16 protein-coding genes and 1 pseudogene are annotated in these 16,914 nt (G+C 53.4%); 15 read left to right on the plus strand and 2 right to left on the minus strand.

Annotated elements, in window-relative coordinates; genetic code table 11:
- The first annotated feature begins 4 nt into the window (after positions 1-4).
- From steA to argF, 15 genes and pseudogenes are all read left to right on the plus strand, one after another.
- Positions 5-1,201, plus strand: coding sequence for a putative cytokinetic ring protein SteA (gene steA / locus ACZ5BI_RS03095; RefSeq protein ID WP_238127678.1), 1,197 nt, complete (start codon positions 5-7; stop codon positions 1,199-1,201).
- Positions 1,202-1,217: 16 nt separating this feature from the next.
- On the plus strand, positions 1,218-2,144 hold the full coding sequence (locus ACZ5BI_RS03100; protein WP_278608966.1) for a copper transporter: 927 nt from the start codon (positions 1,218-1,220) through the stop codon (positions 2,142-2,144).
- The gene (locus ACZ5BI_RS03105) at positions 2,144-3,058 is read left to right on the plus strand and encodes a hypothetical protein (RefSeq protein WP_464896627.1); all 915 of its coding nucleotides are present in this window, start codon (positions 2,144-2,146) and stop codon (positions 3,056-3,058) included. Before ACZ5BI_RS03100 ends, ACZ5BI_RS03105 begins: the two co-directional genes overlap by 1 nt.
- Positions 3,055-4,719 (plus strand): murein biosynthesis integral membrane protein MurJ, encoded by a 1,665-nt coding sequence (gene murJ, locus ACZ5BI_RS03110; protein WP_464896628.1) that lies wholly within the window; start codon positions 3,055-3,057, stop codon positions 4,717-4,719. The genes ACZ5BI_RS03105 and murJ overlap by 4 nt, the downstream gene beginning before the upstream one ends.
- Positions 4,720-4,751: 32 nt before the next feature.
- On the plus strand, positions 4,752-5,420 hold the full coding sequence (locus tag ACZ5BI_RS03115) for an NUDIX domain-containing protein (RefSeq protein ID WP_238127675.1): 669 nt from the start codon (positions 4,752-4,754) through the stop codon (positions 5,418-5,420).
- Positions 5,421-5,610: 190 nt separating this feature from the next.
- Positions 5,611-6,303: a helix-turn-helix transcriptional regulator gene (locus ACZ5BI_RS03120; protein ID WP_278605914.1), complete on the plus strand. Its 693-nt coding sequence runs from the start codon at positions 5,611-5,613 to the stop codon at positions 6,301-6,303.
- Between the two features lie 36 nt (positions 6,304-6,339).
- The gene (gene sufB, locus ACZ5BI_RS03125) at positions 6,340-7,794 is read left to right on the plus strand and encodes a Fe-S cluster assembly protein SufB (RefSeq protein WP_024059094.1); all 1,455 of its coding nucleotides are present in this window, start codon (positions 6,340-6,342) and stop codon (positions 7,792-7,794) included.
- Positions 7,794-8,975: a Fe-S cluster assembly protein SufD gene (sufD, locus tag ACZ5BI_RS03130; RefSeq protein ID WP_464896629.1), complete on the plus strand. Its 1,182-nt coding sequence runs from the start codon at positions 7,794-7,796 to the stop codon at positions 8,973-8,975. Before sufB ends, sufD begins: the two co-directional genes overlap by 1 nt.
- The gene (locus ACZ5BI_RS03135) at positions 8,972-9,316 is read left to right on the plus strand and encodes a non-heme iron oxygenase ferredoxin subunit (RefSeq protein WP_415933360.1); all 345 of its coding nucleotides are present in this window, start codon (positions 8,972-8,974) and stop codon (positions 9,314-9,316) included. The genes sufD and ACZ5BI_RS03135 overlap by 4 nt, the downstream gene beginning before the upstream one ends.
- Complete coding sequence (gene sufC, locus ACZ5BI_RS03140) at positions 9,317-10,063, plus strand: Fe-S cluster assembly ATPase SufC (protein WP_024059091.1); 747 nt, start codon at positions 9,317-9,319, stop codon at positions 10,061-10,063.
- A 51-nt stretch (positions 10,064-10,114) separates the two neighbouring features.
- Complete coding sequence (locus ACZ5BI_RS03145; protein WP_464896630.1) at positions 10,115-11,383, plus strand: SufS family cysteine desulfurase; 1,269 nt, start codon at positions 10,115-10,117, stop codon at positions 11,381-11,383.
- Complete coding sequence (gene sufU, locus ACZ5BI_RS03150; protein ID WP_464896631.1) at positions 11,383-11,844, plus strand: Fe-S cluster assembly sulfur transfer protein SufU; 462 nt, start codon at positions 11,383-11,385, stop codon at positions 11,842-11,844. The genes ACZ5BI_RS03145 and sufU overlap by 1 nt, the downstream gene beginning before the upstream one ends.
- A gap of 142 nt (positions 11,845-11,986) precedes the next feature.
- Positions 11,987-12,397, plus strand: a pseudogene (locus ACZ5BI_RS03155) (metal-sulfur cluster assembly factor); the annotation flags it as partial.
- Between the two features lie 43 nt (positions 12,398-12,440).
- Positions 12,441-13,670: an arginine deiminase gene (locus ACZ5BI_RS03160; protein WP_464896632.1), complete on the plus strand. Its 1,230-nt coding sequence runs from the start codon at positions 12,441-12,443 to the stop codon at positions 13,668-13,670.
- A gap of 50 nt (positions 13,671-13,720) precedes the next feature.
- Positions 13,721-14,725, plus strand: coding sequence for an ornithine carbamoyltransferase (argF, locus tag ACZ5BI_RS03165; RefSeq protein ID WP_464896633.1), 1,005 nt, complete (start codon positions 13,721-13,723; stop codon positions 14,723-14,725).
- Between the two features lie 90 nt (positions 14,726-14,815).
- Here the strand turns inward: argF and ACZ5BI_RS03170 are convergent, their stop codons facing one another.
- Positions 14,816-15,607 (minus strand): HAD-IIA family hydrolase, encoded by a 792-nt coding sequence (locus tag ACZ5BI_RS03170; protein WP_316087003.1) that lies wholly within the window; start codon positions 15,605-15,607, stop codon positions 14,816-14,818.
- Positions 15,608-15,812: 205 nt separating this feature from the next.
- Positions 15,813-16,766 carry a sugar-binding transcriptional regulator gene (locus ACZ5BI_RS03175; RefSeq protein WP_464896634.1) on the minus strand — a complete coding sequence of 318 codons (954 nt, stop codon included), beginning with the start codon at positions 16,764-16,766 and terminating at the stop codon, positions 15,813-15,815.
- Positions 16,767-16,914 lie beyond the last annotated feature (148 nt).

Consider the following 16,914-nt stretch of genomic DNA (forward strand, 5'->3'; position numbering starts at 1 on the left):
ACCCGTGGGACTTTTTAGACGGAGCAAAACGAAAGCAGCAGAACCCGCCTCTAGCTGCCGGGTGCGGGTAGATAAGAAAACTAAGCATCTGACTCAGCGGCTCCAAGCCGGTGAAATCGCGGTTATTAATCATGCTGATATTGACCGGATCGCAGCAGAAACTCTGGTGGCTGCCGCCCCTAGCGCGGTGCTTAATGCCGCTAAATCAACTACCGGACGCTACCCCAATATGGGGCCTTCCATCATTGTTGATGCTGGTATTACCTTGATCGATGATCTAGGTAGCGCGATCATGAACCTGAAAGAAGGCAGCACGGTCACCGTAGAAGGCAATGCGGTCTACCAAAAGGGGGAGCTACTCGCACAGGGAGTCTTGCAGACTCCGGGAACTATCGCTGTCGACTTAGAGGAGGCGCGTAAAGGAGTCTCCACCCAGATTGAAGCTTTCGCCGCTAATACTATGGAGTATTTGCGCCGCGAGCGCGATCTCCTCCTAGATGGGGTTGGGGTTCCCAAAGTTAAAACCAAGTTCGCAGGTAAACATGCTTTGATTGTGGTGCGTGGCTACCATTATCAAGAGGATTTACGTTCCTTGCGCCCCTATATTCGCGAATATAAACCGGTATTAGTGGGAGTAGATGGGGGAGCCGACGCCATCCTGGAACAGGGATACACCCCCGATATGATTATTGGAGATATGGATTCTGTCTCTGACCAAGCGTTACGTTGCGGAGCGGAAATCGTGGTGCATGCCTACCGGAATGGTAAAGCTCCCGGTACGGAACGATTGAAAAGAGAAGGCATCCCCCACGTGCTCTTCCCCGCGACCGGCACTTCCGAGGATGTCGCCATGCTGCTGGCTGACGATAAAGGTGCGGAAATGATTGTGGCTCTAGGCACCCATGCGACTTTGGTGGAATTCTTAGATAAGGGACGCTCCGGAATGGCTTCTACTTTCCTTACCCGCCTGCGAGTGGGATCAAAACTGGTAGACGCGAAAGGAGTGTCCCAGCTTTATCAGCCGCGAATATCTACCTGGCAGACGGTACTGCTCGCCCTGGTCGGGGTGGGGGCAGTGGCAATTTCGCTAGCAGTTACCCCCGTGGGGCAGACTTTTTATGGGATTGCCGGTATCTATTTGCATGATTTGATTGACTTTTTCCGTCAACTATTCGGGGTCGCTCCCTCACTAAAGGGCTAACCAAGGCAGGAGAAAAATGATTGATTTTCGCTATCACTTAGTATCATTGATGGCCGTGCTGGTCGCGCTCACAATGGGGGTGGTTCTGGGAGCCGGCCCCTTGCAGGGGAAAATCTCCGATACCCTTTCCGGGCAAGTCACGGCGCTATCTAAACAGCAAACTGAGCTGCGTCAGGCCAATGAAGATTTGGTGAAACAGGCAAATAGCTCCAATGAATATATCGGGGTTTTGGGTCGCAAGGTAACTCCGGGCACTATGACTGGTAGGAAAGTAGCCGTAGTGAGAATGCCCGGGGTAAGTGATGAGGCCGTGAACGGAATAAATGCGCAGTTAAAGATGGCAGGCGCTGCTATCACTGACTCGGTTACCGTGAAGGACTCCTGGTTTAATGAAGATACTCAATCCTACCGTGAGACTTTAGCTTCTACTTTAGCCAGCAAATTGGGAGATAAAGCCGACGCGAAAGTTTCTAGCCAACAAGTATTGGCAACCGCTTTGGGGATGGGGCTGACCAGTTCCGACAAAGAAATACAGACCCTGGTAACTAGCCTTTCGGCGGGAGATACCCCCTTAATTTCCGCTTCGGCAGTTACTGATCCGGCGCAATTGATAGTGGTCGCCACCGCGGAAAGCAAGGAAAAAGAAGGGCAGGATCCGCAGCTCAAACCGGATTTAGAATTCGTGAAAGGTATTAACCTCGCTCTTCCCAAAGGGACGGTAGTAGTAGGCAGTGCCCAAAGCGAAGGTGACTATTTATCGCAGATTCGCGTCGAAAAAATTGAAGTTACCACGGTTGATAGCATCGGATCGGTGATGAGCAATGTTTCTACTCCCTTTGCTCTTTTAGCTGATGAAGCCGGAAATAACCAGGCATACGGCACCGAGCATTACGCTACCCAACTTATTCCCCCAATTCCGCAAGCTAAAGTGGAGGGACAGTAGTGGCACGCGCAATCGGGGGAGCTATATCTGCCACAGCCGGGTTTTTCTTAGCCCGGAAATACTTGCTTCACCACCTGTCCCCCCAGGTTTCCCGGCGCTACCGGCGGCAAAATTTTCATGGGCAAACGGTCTCGCTTACAGGAGGAATTAAAGTTGCCGCCGCCTGTCTGGCAACTGGCGTTTCGTTAGCTGCAGATCGACCCGCGCGAGTAGGCACCATGCTACCGGTAGCGGCCGGGGCTGCTCTGGGTTATTTGGATGACACTCGCGCTGACCTGCCTGATAAGGCTGCAGATAGCCAGGCTGCACAGTCGGCACCGCTTCCCGGATCTTCTCCCAAAACCTCAGAAATAAAAAAGGAAAAACCGGCGGTACCAAAGGGATTTCATGGTCACCTACAGGCGCTTTCGCAGGGAAAAGTTACTACCGGAGCCCTGAAAATAGTGGGGATCGGCACTGGCGCTGCCTTGGGGGCGCTCGGGATAGGGCGTTCGCGAGGAACCGGGCTGGGTACCTGGGTACTGGATACTACTCTGATTGCGGGTAGCGCTAACTTGGCGAACCTATTTGATCTGCGCCCGGGGCGTTGCTTGAAAGTTGCCACCTTAGCAGCCCTGCCGCTTATTCCGGCTAAAGATGCCGCAACCCCCTTAGCAGCAGGAGCTATTGCTACCAGTGCGCTGGCATTACCTGCCGACTTGGGGGAGCGAGAAATGCTAGGGGATACCGGTGCTAATGCCCTGGGGGCCTTACTAGGCTCAGCCTGGGCTCAAAAGACTGGCACCGGTGGGAAAATTATCGGCGTCCTCGGGGTGCTAGCCCTCACTGCCGCTAGTGAAAAGATTTCATTCTCGCAGGTAATTGCAAAAACTCCGGGCTTGCGAACTATTGACCAACTAGGACGTCGGCGGTGAAAAACCCCGGGGTAAAGAAGAAGCTACCCGCTCTCGCTTCGGCGGTGGGGATGATATCCGTTCTCACTTTACTGTCGCGAATTTTTGGCTTCGGCCGCTGGCTGACCCAGTCAGCCTGGGTTGGCACCGGAGCCTTCGCGAACGCTTACTCCACCGCAAACCAGCTACCTACCGTTTTGTTCGAGGTGGTAGCGGGGGGAGCGCTCGCGGGAGTCACCATCCCCATCTTGGCTGGCCCGATTGCAGATCAGATGCATAAAGATGTGCAGCGGGTATCGTCTGCCCTGATTACCTGGGCTTTACTACTACTTAGTCCGGTAGGGCTGGCGGTGTTTTTGTTGGCACCTTGGATCGGGCAGGTAATGCCTTGTCCCCAAGGGGTTGACCCCCAGCTGCAAGCTCATTTGATCAGCGTATTCTTGCAAATGTTTGCGCTGCAAGTTCCGCTTTATGGATTGTGTGTAGTAGGCACCGGTATTTTGCAGGCACACGAAAAGTTTTTATTGCCCGCCTTAGGCCCGCTGCTTAACTCCCTGGTGGTAATCACTACTTACGCGATTTTTGGTTACCTTACTCCCTCGGTTTCTGATCCTGCACAAGTGGCTCATAACGCCATCTTGATCCTGGGGTGGGGAACTACTGCCGGAGTAGCGGCGATGAGCCTTCCCCTGTTCATCCCTATCTACCGTCTGGGGATTCGTTGGCGTCCCACTTTACATTTAGGCCAAGGACGAGGACGCAAAGCGATGCGCCTAGCGGGCGCGGGAGTGGGGTCTTTGATCGCCCAGCAGATTTCGGTGCTGGTGATTATTCTGGTGACTCGTACCTATGGAGCGGAAGGCTCTTTGCCGATCTATCAATATTCTCAATCGGTATATATGCTGCCCTACGCGGTACTGGCAGTGCCGATCGCTACTGCGATGTTTCCGCGGCTATCTTCACTATTGCACCAGGGTGGAACAGCCGCTTTCAATCCCGAATGTGCTGCCTCTACCCGTTTAGTCACCATCGTTGGGCTTTTTGGATCGGCGCTGCTGGTTACCTTGGCGCGTCCGGTGACCGATATTTTCACCCGCATCAATCCGGTGCCAGGGATGTTATGGGCGCTAGTGGCGATGGCGCCAGGAATCGTGGGCTATGGGCTGGTCTATCACGTTTCTCGGGTACTTTATGCCTTGGGAGGGGCGCGTCAAGCGGTGGTGGCTTCCTCTGCCGGTTGGCTTACGGTTGCGGGACTTTCCTGGGGTTTGGGTGCCGTCCTACCCGAAATGGTCTCTAATCGGGCAAATGGGATTTTACTGGCTCTGGGGCTAGCCCAATCGGTAGGTATGACTTTGGGGGCTGTGGGGCTAATAATCGGCTTGCGGCAGTTAGCGGGCAGGCAAGCAGTGAGCGGTCTCGGAACAGCTGCTTTGAAAGCCTTTCTGCTGGCGCTGCTAGCGGCGGCTGCCGGCTGGTGGGTATCCGGGTTTTTTATGGGGCTGTGGCCGGGGGTAGTGGGAACTTTTGTGGCCGCCGCGATTGCGGCGCTGATTAGCGCGCTAATAATGAGTCCGTTGCTGATTCCGCAGCTACGAAAACAAAAGCGAGATCGTGCTGCGGGGAAGGGGGCCTCGGACTTTTTGGACGGGGCTAACTCGGGTAATCAGAGCGGACAATAGTTAGGATCTAGACCGTGGGCAAGGGGGAAAATATGGAATTGCGCGATGAGGCTTTTAACTACCCAGTAGGGGATCATCAACTGATCTACCAGGGAAATGTGTTTGATTTTGTAACCGATAAGGTGCAGCTACATACCGACGAGCCTGCTGCTCAGCGGGACTATCTTGCCCATCCCGGGGCAGTGGCGATTGCGGCAGTGCGTCCGGTAGCTGGGGCAGATCCGTCCTCGCGAGAGATTTCGGATTGGGAGATTTTATTAGTCCGCCAATACCGCCATCCGGTGCGCGCATTCCTCTGGGAGGTTCCGGCGGGACTGTTGGATCATGCCGGGGAGGATCGGGTCAGCGCCGCTAAACGGGAACTCTGGGAAGAAGCCAATCTTGAGGCGGAAAATTGGCAGGTACTAGTGGATTTCTTTACTTCCCCGGGGGGAAGCAGTGAGCATCTGCGAGTGTTTGTGGCGCAAGGGATTTCTGAGGCCACCGGTAAGCGTTTCGAAGCCTGTGAGGAAGAACGGGATATGGAAACTGCCTGGTTCTCTTTGGATCAGGCACGAGATGCCCTCTTTGCTGGCGATCTACACAACCCGTCTGCTATGGCCTCTATCTTGGCGGTAATTGCGGCCTTACGGCAGGGGTGGACAGGTTTGCGAGAAGCTGGCGCGCCCTTCAACCCGGATCCCTTAAATATCCCAAGGTAAGCGGAAAAATCAGCTAAACGCGAACAAGCAGAAAACCGCTAAGCTGCCCGGAGTGGAGGTCTAATATCTCGGGTTTGCACCTAGGGTGCTTGTTGCCCCGGCCACACTTGTCTAACACTGGTTATTTTTGCAAGACACGTGTTTCTAAAATACGTTAGACTTATTGAAGTCTATTGGCAAGGAGGGAAGCGTGAGTGAAACGGAACCGACCCGGCAAACAGTTTTAGACCTAATTGTTGAAAAAGGCCCCGTCACCGCAGCCCATCTGGCAAAGATTTTAAGTCTGACAACTGCAGCGGTGCGTCGCCATATCACCGCTTTGGAATCCGAGCATAGGATCGCAGTCTATGAGACCTATGGCCATACCAAGCGCGGACGCGGCAGACCGGCTCGTCATTATGTGGCGACTGGCAAAGGGCGCGAAGGACTGAGTGAAGATTATTCCAAACTGGCCAGCAGGGCTTTAGGGTTTATAGAACAGCTTGCAGGGCCAGACGGGATTGATACCTTCGCCGCCGCTCATTCTCGCGATATTGAAAGGCGTTACGCCCCCCTGATTAAAGAGGCGGGGTCAGATCCGCGGGCTCGGGCTCGTGCCCTCGCCGATGCTTTAACCGCCGATGGGTATGCCGCTACGGTGCGCGAGGTAGGCAATGGCGGTTTCGCAGTACAGCTTTGTCAAGGTAATTGCCCGGTACAGGAAGTGGCCGGCGAGTTTCCGCAACTTTGTGAAGCGGAAACCCAAGCTTTTTCGCGTCTACTAGACGTGCATGTGCAACGATTAGCGACTTTGGCGGATGGGGAGCATGTGTGCACCACCTCGGTGCCGATAGTGTTTCCTTCTCCCAAAATTCTCCGTAAATCGGTGAACATGGCAGACTAGGGCAGGAAGAAACGACAAGAAGGAACAAAAACACAAATGACATCATCACCGCCGGTGATTGCCACAAAAGAGGAAAAAGAGGCTGCTGACCAGCAGGTTATTGACTCAATTGGCACCCAATATGAGTACGGATGGCACGACTCTGATGCAGCAGGGCAAAGCGCTCGGCGTGGCCTTGATGAGGACGTGGTGCGCTTTATCTCTGCCGAGAAGAACGAGCCCGAATGGATGCTTAAGCGTCGCTTGAAGGCTCTGAAGGTTTTCGAGCGTAAACCCATGCCGAACTGGGGGCCGGATCTATCTGATCTGGATATGGATCAGATTAAGTACTTTGTGCGTTCTACCGATAAGGTGGCCAATTCCTGGGAAGACCTGCCCGAGGATATTAAGAAAACCTATGACCGGCTGGGGATTCCAGAAGCGGAGCGTGAAAGCCTGGTTTCTGGGGTAGCCGCCCAGTATGAATCGGAAGTGGTCTACAATCAGATCCGCGGTGACCTGGAAAAACAAGGAGTAGTGTTTTTAGATACCGACACTGCCTTGCGCGAACACGAAGATCTCTTTAAACGGTTCTTCGGCAAGGCCGTTCCGGCCGGGGATAATAAGTTTGCTGCCCTGAACACCGCCGTGTGGTCGGGGGGATCTTTCATTTATGTACCCAAAGGGGTACATGTAGAGATTCCGCTGCAAGCCTATTTCCGGATCAACACCGAAAACATGGGGCAGTTTGAGCGCACCCTGATCATTGCTGACGAGGGCTCTTACGTTCACTACGTGGAAGGGTGTACTGCGCCGATCTACAAATCTGATTCTCTGCACTCCGCGATTGTAGAGATTTTCTGCCTCAAGGATGCCCGGGTGCGCTACACCACCATTCAGAACTGGTCGACTAACGTCTACAACCTGGTGACCCAGCGCGCGATCTGTGAAGAGGGCGCCACTATGGAATGGGTCGATGGCAATATGGGGTCAAAAACTAATATGAAGTACCCCTCGGTTTATTTGACCGGAAAGAATGCTCGGGGAGAGGCTCTGTCCGTAGCCTTCTCCGGAGAGGGACAGAACCAAGATACCGGCGCCAAGATGCTGCACCTGGCGCCTAATACCTCCTCTTCGATTGTCTCGAAATCGATTTCGCGTAACGGGGGTCGTTCCTCCTATCGCGGCCTGGTACAGATCGCACCTGAGGCGAAACACTCTAAAGCCTCAGTAGTGTGTGATGCGCTGCTGGTCGATCAGATTTCCCGTACGGATACCTACCCTTACGTGGATATTCAAACTGATGATGTCGAGATGGGGCACGAGGCTACGGTTTCTAAAGTTAGCGCTGACCAGCTCTTTTATTTAATGAGTCGGGGGCTTAGTGAAACGGAAGCGATGGCAATGATTGTGCGCGGCTTTATTGAGCCGATCGCGCGGGAACTTCCTATGGAGTACGCCCTAGAGCTTAATCGCCTAATTGAACTACAAATGGAAGGATCGGTGGGGTAATGGCCGAGATGGAAAAGCAGACAGGCCATAAAGTAGTCGCGGCTCCTTCCCGAGCGGATCGTCCCACCTCGTTTAACCTCGCCGATATCCCCATGCCTGGCGGACGCGAGGAAGATTGGCGATTCACTCCGCTAGAGCGGATAAAAATGCTGCTCGCGGATGCTTTAGAGGGGAAGGCTCCCCGCGTTGAAGTTGCCGGGCAGGTAGTGAGCGAAACTGAGCGGGTAGAGCTAGGCACGTCCTCCTATGTGGAAATAGCTGCTGACAGTGATATCCATGGAAAAGTAGGGGCGCCTGGTGATCGCGCTGCCGTTGTGGAGTGGAATAATCACCGCGAGCTGGTGAACGTGGTAATCGCGGAAGAATTGAGCGAACCGGTACGTATTAAGGTGATCGGGGAAAACCGGCAGCCGGCAGCTCAACATATCTGCATTGATGTGAAACCGGATGCGAAAGCTCTGGTGATCCTGGAGCACACCGGGGATGCCCAGCTGAACCAGGGGGTAGAAATCGATGTGGAATCTGGAGCGCAACTAGAATTTGTTTCTATCCAAGAATGGGATAGAACGGCAGTTCACGCCAGTAACCACCGCATGAGCGTGGAAAAAGATGCCAAGCTAAAGCATATTGCGATTACTTTGGGTGGCGACCTGGTGCGGATTTGTCCCGACATTGAACTGGATAAACCCGGCGCGGAAGTTGAACTGTTCGGTGTTTACTTCACCGACACGGATCAGCATCAAGAACATCGTCTGTTCGTCAACCACAGCGCGGAAAACTGCCGCTCCGATGTGCACTATAAAGGGGCACTGCAAGGCCAGCAGGCACACGCAGTCTGGATTGGGGATGTGTTGATTGGTAAGCAGGCTTTCAACACTGATTCCTATGAACAAAACCGCAACCTGGTATTAAACGAGGGTGCTAAAGCCGATTCGGTGCCTAACCTAGAAATTGAAAACGGCGAGATTGCGGGAGCCGGACACGCATCGGCTACCGGACGCTTTGACGAGGAACAACTGTTCTACCTGCTCTCTAGGGGTATACCCGAAGATATTGCTCGCAAAATGGTGGTGCATGGGTTCTTCGCGGAAGTGATTCGCCAAATCGGGATTGAGGAGATTGAAGAGCGTCTGCTCCACGCGATTGATGCCCGCTTGGAAAAAGGGCCGGATCCGCTATGAGCCTAGAAAAAGTTTGCGACCTTAGTGCCCTGGAGCCCGCCGAGGCTCTGCGCGCCGAAGTAACTGACGCGCGGGGAAAAAAGATCCCGATCGCAGTGGTGCGCGATGAAGATGGCGGCTGGCATGCCATCGATGCCCTCTGCACTCACGGGGACGTAGCTTTAGACGAGGGCGACGTAGAAGGCTGCTCGATCGAATGCTGGGGTCACGGTGCCCAATTCGATCTCAACACCGGACAGCCGACTATGCCGGCCACCGAGCCAGTTAACTGTTATCAGCTTGAAATTAAAGGACAGGCGGTTTATGTCGACGCCTGCAGCCGCAGTAAAGGAAAAGAATAAATGGGGAAACTAGAAGTTAAAGACCTGAAAGTTTCGGTAGAAACTCCCGAAGGGATAAAACATATTCTTAAGGGTGCCTCTCTAACGGTGAATTCGGGGGAGAAGCACGCGATTATGGGGCCGAATGGTTCGGGTAAATCTACTCTGGCCTATTCGATTGCCGGTCACCCCGGTTACCATATTGAGGGCGGGGAAGTGCTCCTAGACGGGGTTAATATCCTGGAATCATCCCCGGATGATCGAGCACGTGCCGGCTTATTCCTGGCAATGCAATACCCGGTGGAGGTTCCCGGAGTCACCGTCTCTAACTTCTTGCGTACCGCCCGTACTGCAGTTGATGGACAGGCTCCGCCGGTGCGTACCTGGGTAAAAGAGCTTAAAGAAGCTATGGAAGACCTGCGGGTAGACCCCCAGTTTGCTAACCGCGACCTCAACGCCGGATTTTCGGGCGGGGAAAAGAAACGGTTAGAAATCCTGCAGATGCAGATTCTGCACCCCAAGTTCGCCATTCTGGATGAAACTGATTCTGGCCTGGATATTGATGCTTTGCGTACTGTGTCTGCCGGGGTTAATCACGCCCACGAAAAACTCGGCTGCGGCCTGCTGGTAATTACCCACTATTCCCGGATTCTGAACTACATTAAGCCGGACTTCGTGCACGTATTCGCCAACGGGCGGATCGTGGATTCCGGAGGTAGCGAACTGGCAGACAAACTAGAAACCAGCGGGTACGACTCTTACCTGTAAGCCGCAGTTTAGTGGCCTGGTAAGTGGCTGGTTTTTGAGAGGACAAAGCTAATGGATTCTCCATTTTCCGATACGGAACTGGCGCGTTTGCGCGCCGATTTTCCGATTCTTTCCCGCATCGGGCGGGGAGGAAAACCGATTGTCTATTTAGATGCGGCGGCGACCTCTCAAAAACCGCGTTCCGTTATCGAGGCCGAAAACGCTTTTTACGAAAACTCTAATGGAGCGGTGCATCGGGGTACTCACCTGCTAGCCGATGAATCTAGCCAATATTTCGAGGACGCCCGCGCAAAACTGGCTGGCTTTGTGGGGGCTTGCCCGGAAGAAATCGTGTGGACCAAGAACGCAACTGAGGCACTAAATCTGGTGGCCTACGGCTTGTCTAACCCCGGGGTTGATGGCGGGGCTCCGCTGATCGGTAAAAGTGATCGGGTAGTTACTACAAGGGCAGAGCATCACGCTAACTTGGTGCCGTGGCAGTTACTTAGCCAGCGCACGGGATGCGAGTTCGCTTATCTCGATCTAGACCGCGAAGGGCGTATCGATCTCGATACTCTAGACGCGATCACTTCTAACACCAAGGTAGTGGCGGTAACTCACGCCTCTAATGTATCGGGGGCGATTACTGACATAGCGCCTATTATCCAGGCGGCTCACGCGGTGGGAGCTTGGGTAGTGTTAGATACCTGCCAGTCCAGTGCCCATATGCCACTAGATGTTAAGGCTCTAGACGTGGATTTCGCTTGTTTTTCCGGGCATAAAATGGCAGGTCCTACCGGTATTGGAGCCCTGTACGGTCGCCGAGAATTGCTAGAGCAATTGCCACCTTTCTTGGCAGGTGGCTCTATGATCGCCGATGTCACCATGGATAAAACCAGTTTCCAACCTGTCCCGGAGCGTTTCGAGGCCGGCTCGCAAGCGGTAGCCCAGATTCACGCTTGGGCGGTGGCGCTCGATTACCTGCAGGAAGTGGGAATGGAGCGGATTCGTAGCCACGAATTGGCTTTGACCCAGTACCTGCTGGAAGGATTGGCGACTGTAAAAGGTCTGCGGCTTTTAGGGCCGGCTGACTACCGGGAAAGGGTCGGTCTGGCGGCTTTTGATTTCGCGGGGATTCATCCCCATGACGTCGGTCAAGTCCTAGATGCTGAGGACGTAGCAATTCGGGTGGGTCATCATTGCGCCCTCCCGCTGCACGCGCACTACGGTTTGCGAGCATCCTGTAGGGCATCTTTATCTTTGGCTTCTTCCCGCGAAGATATTGACCGTCTAATTGCGGGTCTAGAGGTAGTGCGTAGTTTCTTTTTGAGGGGGAATTAATGGTTTCGGCTCTGGATCAGCTTTATCAACAGGTGATTATGGATCACGCCGCGGAAAAACACGGCAGCGCTCAGGTAGAACCTTCGGATATCTCCTCCCATCAAGTTAATCCTACTTGTGGGGATGAGGTTACTTTAGAAGTGGCTTTAGAGGGGGATAAGCTGTCACGTCTTGCTTGGCAGGGGCAGGGTTGTTCTATCTCGCAAGCATCGCTATCAATGATGAATGACCTGGTAGCAGGGAAATCTCTGGCGGAAATCGAGCAGCTTTGGAAAGACTTTGACCAAATGATGCATTCGCGAGGGCAAGAAGTTCCCGACGAAATACTAGATCCCCTCGAAGATGCCGCCAGCCTGCAAGGAACCTCGAAGTTTCCGAACCGGGTTAAATGCGCCCTTTTAGGGTGGATGGCACTTAGAGAATCAATCGCCAAAACGCAAGCGAGGCAGGAAAATGAGTGAAGAACGTCCTTGGGAAAATACCTCTGAAGTTCCCCAGCGCTTTCAGGAAGTGGCTGCTGGTAATGAAAATGCCGGCCCTTTTCAGCCTTCTAAGGCACATCATCACGCCGAGAACCAGGAGCTAGAGACGGGCAATTCGAAAGCGGATAACCCCGCCGACCAGTCAGCTAAACCCGCTGCTGATACCCGAAGCGAGAATCCTACATCTGCCGAAGAATCTGCTGCGCTTCCTCCGGCGGGGGCGCTGCCCACTGAGGAGGACGTGCTGGAGGCTCTAAAGGATGTAATCGACCCGGAACTGGGGATTAATATCGTAGATTTGGGATTGATTTACGGGGTAGATATTCAAGCCGATGGGGCAGTAATCGTCGAGATGACCCTCACTTCGGCTGCCTGTCCGCTTACCGATATGTTGGAAGAACAAACCCAATGGGTGCTTGGTTCAATGGCCAGCAGAGTACAAATCAATTGGGTGTGGATGCCGCCGTGGGGGCCGGATCGGATTACGGAAGAAGGTCGCGAACAGTTACGCGCTCTCGGCTTTAACGTCTAATGGGATAACATAGGCTTGCAGATAATCTAGCAAGGGGAAATCCATGATGCGTGGAGTCTGGTCCGAGGTCGGGAAACTAGAAAAAGTACTGGTACACCGTCCCGGGAGCGAAATTGACCGCCTGACTCCTTCAAATCGCGAGGAACTACTCTTTGACGATATTTTGTGGCTAGAGAAGGCGCGTGAAGATCACGATACCTTTAGCGCGGCGCTTGCTTCCCAAGGCACGCAAGTTGTGTATCTGCAAGATCTCTTAGCCGAGACTTTAGACTTAGCGCCAGCACGAAAATGGCTGTTGGAACAGACTATCGATGATCGCCATTTAGGGGTGGCGCTTAGCGCTCCGCTTAGAGAGTTCCTGGCAGAGCAGGAGAGCCAGAAGCTGGCTCAAATCTTGATTAGCGGGCTTACCCGCGCAGAAATTGAGTCTCAATTAGGAGCGGTAGCCTCCACCGTTTTGGCGCGAGTAGAAACAGAAGATTTTATCTTAGCGCCGCTCCCTAACCACCTGTTCACTCGGGATACTTCCGCCTGGATTGGCCGGGGAGTAATGCTCTCGGCCATGAAAAAGACTGCCCGTCGCCGCGAAACCTTAAACCTGCAGGCTATCTACCGGTTTCATCCAGATTTTAACGAATGTCTTACCCAGTTTGGCGCGGGGTTAGCCGACACTCCTGCCTCCTGTGAAGGCGGAGATGTGGAAGTCCTGTCTCTCACCTCGGTACTGGTCGGGATTTCGGAACGTACCAGTCCTGCCGGTTTCGAGCGCCTTGCTTCCCGCCTGCTGCTGGATCCGTCCTCGTCAGTTGAAATGGTCACGGGACTGCTGATGCCGATGGAGCGAGCCCAAATGCACCTGGACACGGTGCTAACTATGGTCAACCGGGATACTTTTTATAAATACAAGAAGCTGGGGATGTTGCCGAGTGTTACTGCTCGCCGGGGCGCAGACGGTCAAATCTCTTGGCAGATGCACCCGGAAGCCAAAATGCATGAAGTTATTGCCCAGGCGGCGGGAATTAGCACGGTTAATATTTTGCAAACCCCGCAATCTGATAGTGGCGCCGAACGCGGGCAATGGAATGATGCCTGTAACCTGCTGGCGCTTCGTGAAAATGTGGTTACGTCCTATGACCGTAACTGGCAAACCATTGATTACTTGCGTTCCCAGGGGGTAAAGGTTCTGGAAGTTCCCAGTGCAGAACTGGGGCGTGGGCGCGGAGGGCCGCGCTGTATGACTTGTCCGCTTCAGCGCCAAGCCATCGACAACTAGCTTTAAACCCCAGTTAGACAGGGGAAAGAAATAAATAGAAAGGTTATACTGTGGCATTACTATCTGGTCGCCATTTTCTAAAAGAACTCGATTTCACCGCCGAGGAGTGGCGGTATCTGCTGGATTTGGCGGCGCAGCTAAAAGCAGCCAAACATGCAGGAACTGAACAGCCTTATCTAAAAGGGAAAAATATCGCCCTCATTTTTGAAAAAACTTCTACCCGCACGCGATGCTCTTTTGAAGTAGCTGCCTACGACCAGGGCGCACATGTAACCTTTCTTGACCCGGTGGCCTCCCAGATTGGGCATAAGGAATCTATGGCGGACACCGCGCAAGTGCTGGGGCGTTTTTATGACGGGATTGAGTTTCGCGGGCGCCGCCAGGAAGACGTAGAAACTTTGGCGCGCCTATCGGGGGTGCCGGTTTGGAACGGTCTCACTGATGAGTGGCATCCTACCCAGATGCTTTGTGACCAGCTCACTATGATGGAGCATTCTGGGCGAGACTTGCGTGATATTTCTTTTGCCTACCTGGGGGATGCCCGCAATAATATGTCGAATTCGCTGCTGATTTCCGGGGCGATGATGGGCATGGACGTGCGGATTATCGGGCCGAAGCCGCTATGGAATGAACAGTGCTGGATAGATAAAGCCCATGAAATTGCGGCTCAAACCGGTGCTAAAATCACCCATACCGATGATCCGGCAGCTGGGGTTAAAGATGCTGACTTCTTGTATACCGATGTTTGGGTTTCGATGGGGGAGCCGAAAGAAGTCTGGGATGAGCGGATTAAGCTGCTCTTGCCCTACCAGGTGAATGCGCAGCTAATGGCCGCGGCAGGGGAGCAGGCAAAGTTTTTGCACTGCCTGCCGGCTTTCCATGACCGCGCCACCACCGTGGGAGAGGATATTTACCAAAAAACGGGGCTAGAAGCGTTAGAAGTAACCGACGAAGTCTTCTCCGGGGAACGGTCTGTAGTGTTTGACCAGGCAGAAAACCGGATGCATACCATTAAAGCCGTGATGGTAGCTACTTTGAGGACGCTAACTGACTAGAATAATCAGGTACTGAAAAGGGGTGGCTCCCGGCCAATGGCCGGGAGCCACCCCTAATGATTTAACCGTCAGTTAGGTGTACTAACCAGGCTATCCAAGTAGAGGTAGTAGATCCCCGATCCCATCAAAAACTGCCTTGGGGCGATAGGGGAACTTCTGGATATCTTCCCGGGCAGTAGAACCCGAAAGTACCAAATAAGAATCCATGCCGCTTTCTACACCGGCGTGAATATCAGTGTCCATGCGGTCACCAACCATGGCCGCATCCTCAGAGTGAGCACCCAGCTTATTGAGTCCAGCCCGGAACATCACCGGATTCGGCTTACCCACAAAATAGGGCTGGCGCCCGGTAGCCTTGGTGATCATTGCCGCCACTGAACCCACCGCGGGCAGAGTTCCGTCCTCGGAAGGACCGGTAGTGTCCGGGTTGGTGCAAATGAACTTCGCGCCCTTTTCGATTAGTCGAATCGCTTTGGTAATATTCACAAAATCGTAGAAGCGGGTTTCACCCAGGACTACATATTCTGGATCGGTTTCAGTCATGATATAACCGGTTTCGTGGATCGCAGTGGTTAAACCGGCCTCTCCAATGACGAAAGCCGTAGAGTTGGGGGACTGGCTATTTAAGAATTCGGCAGTAGCGTTAGCCGAAGTCCAGATGCGGTCTTCGGGAACCTCTAATCCCGAGGATGCCAGCCGTGCCGATAGGTCGCGGTTGGTATAGATAGAGTTGTTGGTCAGTACCAAGAACGGAATACTGTTTGCTTTTAGAGTTTCAATAAACTCGCATGCTCCTGGTAGCGCCACGGATTCGTGCACCAGCACCCCATCCATATCGCTCATCCAGGCTTTAGGTTTACGCAATTCACTAATATCGCTCATACTCCTATCCTAGCGGGGACATACCGCAAATGCTTATCTCTAAAGTCCTGTTATCCGCCTATTTAGCGACGCGAAGACTCTACGCGCAATGACGGGGCACCGGATCTATTCCAGGTGTGAAGATGCTCCACCTCCCCGAGGTAGTTTTATCTAGTGCGCGTCCTGGTAATAAAAGGAGCACGAAGGATAGTTCTCCGATCAGCGGCTAGTTTGCCCGCATATCTAGCACTTGGGCAGCGGTAGCCGCATCTATTACTAGCCGATTAGCATAGCCGTGTTCTAGGGCGACTCTGATGATCGCTACTTTTGCGCCCCCTCCGGCAACCATAATTTTGTCAGGAATCCTGCGCAGTTGCGCCAGAGTGATCGCCATCGTGCGGTCATTAAGTTCCGGCAGACACACCCGGCCATGGGTGTCGATGAAACGAGAACAAATATCGCCGACTGCTTTCTGCTCTAAAAACAGTTTCACATCGCGTGAGAGGGTAGGCAGGGTCAGAAGATAGGAACTTTTGGCCGCATCTCCCACGGTAAAAACGGCTACCCGGGAGTCTCGTCCTCGTTTCAACGCTGCTGCTACCTGCTCTTCTTTCATCATTGCCGCTTTAGCTTCGGCGCTTTGAAATACGGTGGGCGCTCCCAAGAGGTGTGCCTCAGCGTTAAAAGCCTCAGCAAAACGATTGACGGCCTCGATTTCGCTTTGTCCGCGCGCGAACCCGCCTACGCCCCCGCGCAGTTGCACGATCTCTACCTGCTTACGCGGCTGGGTGGTGAGATTCTTTGAGATTTCTTCCACGGTGCGCGACCAGGAAACCCCCACAGTATCGCCATCTTTAATCACCTTTTCCACCATTCGGGCTCCGGCTTCCCCCAGTGCTTTGCGGACTTCAATATCTGTGGGAGCGCTGGGATAAACCACCACCGCGTCCTCTAAGCCGAACCGGGATTTTAGTGCATTTGCGGCTGAAGAGTCCGCTAGTCGAGGATCATTAACCGTGATTTTCACGTATCCTTTGGTGCGTGCATAGCGCAACAGTTTAGAAACCGTGGGGCGCGAAATTCCCAGCCGCGCCGCCACTTCATTTTGGGGCAGTCCCCCGTAGTAGGCTTTGGCGGCATCAATAGCCTGAATATCTTTGCGACTTAGATGTACGGGCATGGTTTTTCCCTTTGTTACAGCACCTTTGCTACAGCACCTTTGCTACAGCACTATTGTAATCATCGCTATTAGCCTAGGGAAGCAGATTCGCACAGATCGCGGTATGTTTACTGCACTTTAGGGTCTGTAATGGAAATATGCTGCAGTT

It is taken from the genome of Varibaculum sp. GTC20041 (assembly GCF_055387755.1).

What these genes read in the sequence shown, in the direction of transcription:
- ACZ5BI_RS03100 (WP_278608966.1), top strand. Translation starts at nt 1,218, where the DNA reads ATGATTGATTTTCGCTATCACTTAGTATCATTGATGGCCGTGCTGGTC.
- ACZ5BI_RS03115 (WP_238127675.1), top strand. Translation starts at nt 4,752, where the DNA reads ATGGAATTGCGCGATGAGGCTTTTAACTACCCAGTAGGGGATCATCAA.
- sufB (WP_024059094.1), top strand. Translation starts at nt 6,340, where the DNA reads ATGACATCATCACCGCCGGTGATTGCCACAAAAGAGGAAAAAGAGGCT.
- sufD (WP_464896629.1), top strand. Translation starts at nt 7,794, where the DNA reads ATGGCCGAGATGGAAAAGCAGACAGGCCATAAAGTAGTCGCGGCTCCT.
- ACZ5BI_RS03135 (WP_415933360.1), top strand. Translation starts at nt 8,972, where the DNA reads ATGAGCCTAGAAAAAGTTTGCGACCTTAGTGCCCTGGAGCCCGCCGAG.
- sufC (WP_024059091.1), top strand. Translation starts at nt 9,317, where the DNA reads ATGGGGAAACTAGAAGTTAAAGACCTGAAAGTTTCGGTAGAAACTCCC.
- ACZ5BI_RS03145 (WP_464896630.1), top strand. Translation starts at nt 10,115, where the DNA reads ATGGATTCTCCATTTTCCGATACGGAACTGGCGCGTTTGCGCGCCGAT.
- sufU (WP_464896631.1), top strand. Translation starts at nt 11,383, where the DNA reads ATGGTTTCGGCTCTGGATCAGCTTTATCAACAGGTGATTATGGATCAC.
- ACZ5BI_RS03160 (WP_464896632.1), top strand. Translation starts at nt 12,441, where the DNA reads ATGATGCGTGGAGTCTGGTCCGAGGTCGGGAAACTAGAAAAAGTACTG.
- ACZ5BI_RS03170 (WP_316087003.1), bottom strand. Translation starts at nt 15,607, where the DNA reads ATGAGCGATATTAGTGAATTGCGTAAACCTAAAGCCTGGATGAGCGAT.
- ACZ5BI_RS03175 (WP_464896634.1), bottom strand. Translation starts at nt 16,766, where the DNA reads ATGCCCGTACATCTAAGTCGCAAAGATATTCAGGCTATTGATGCCGCC.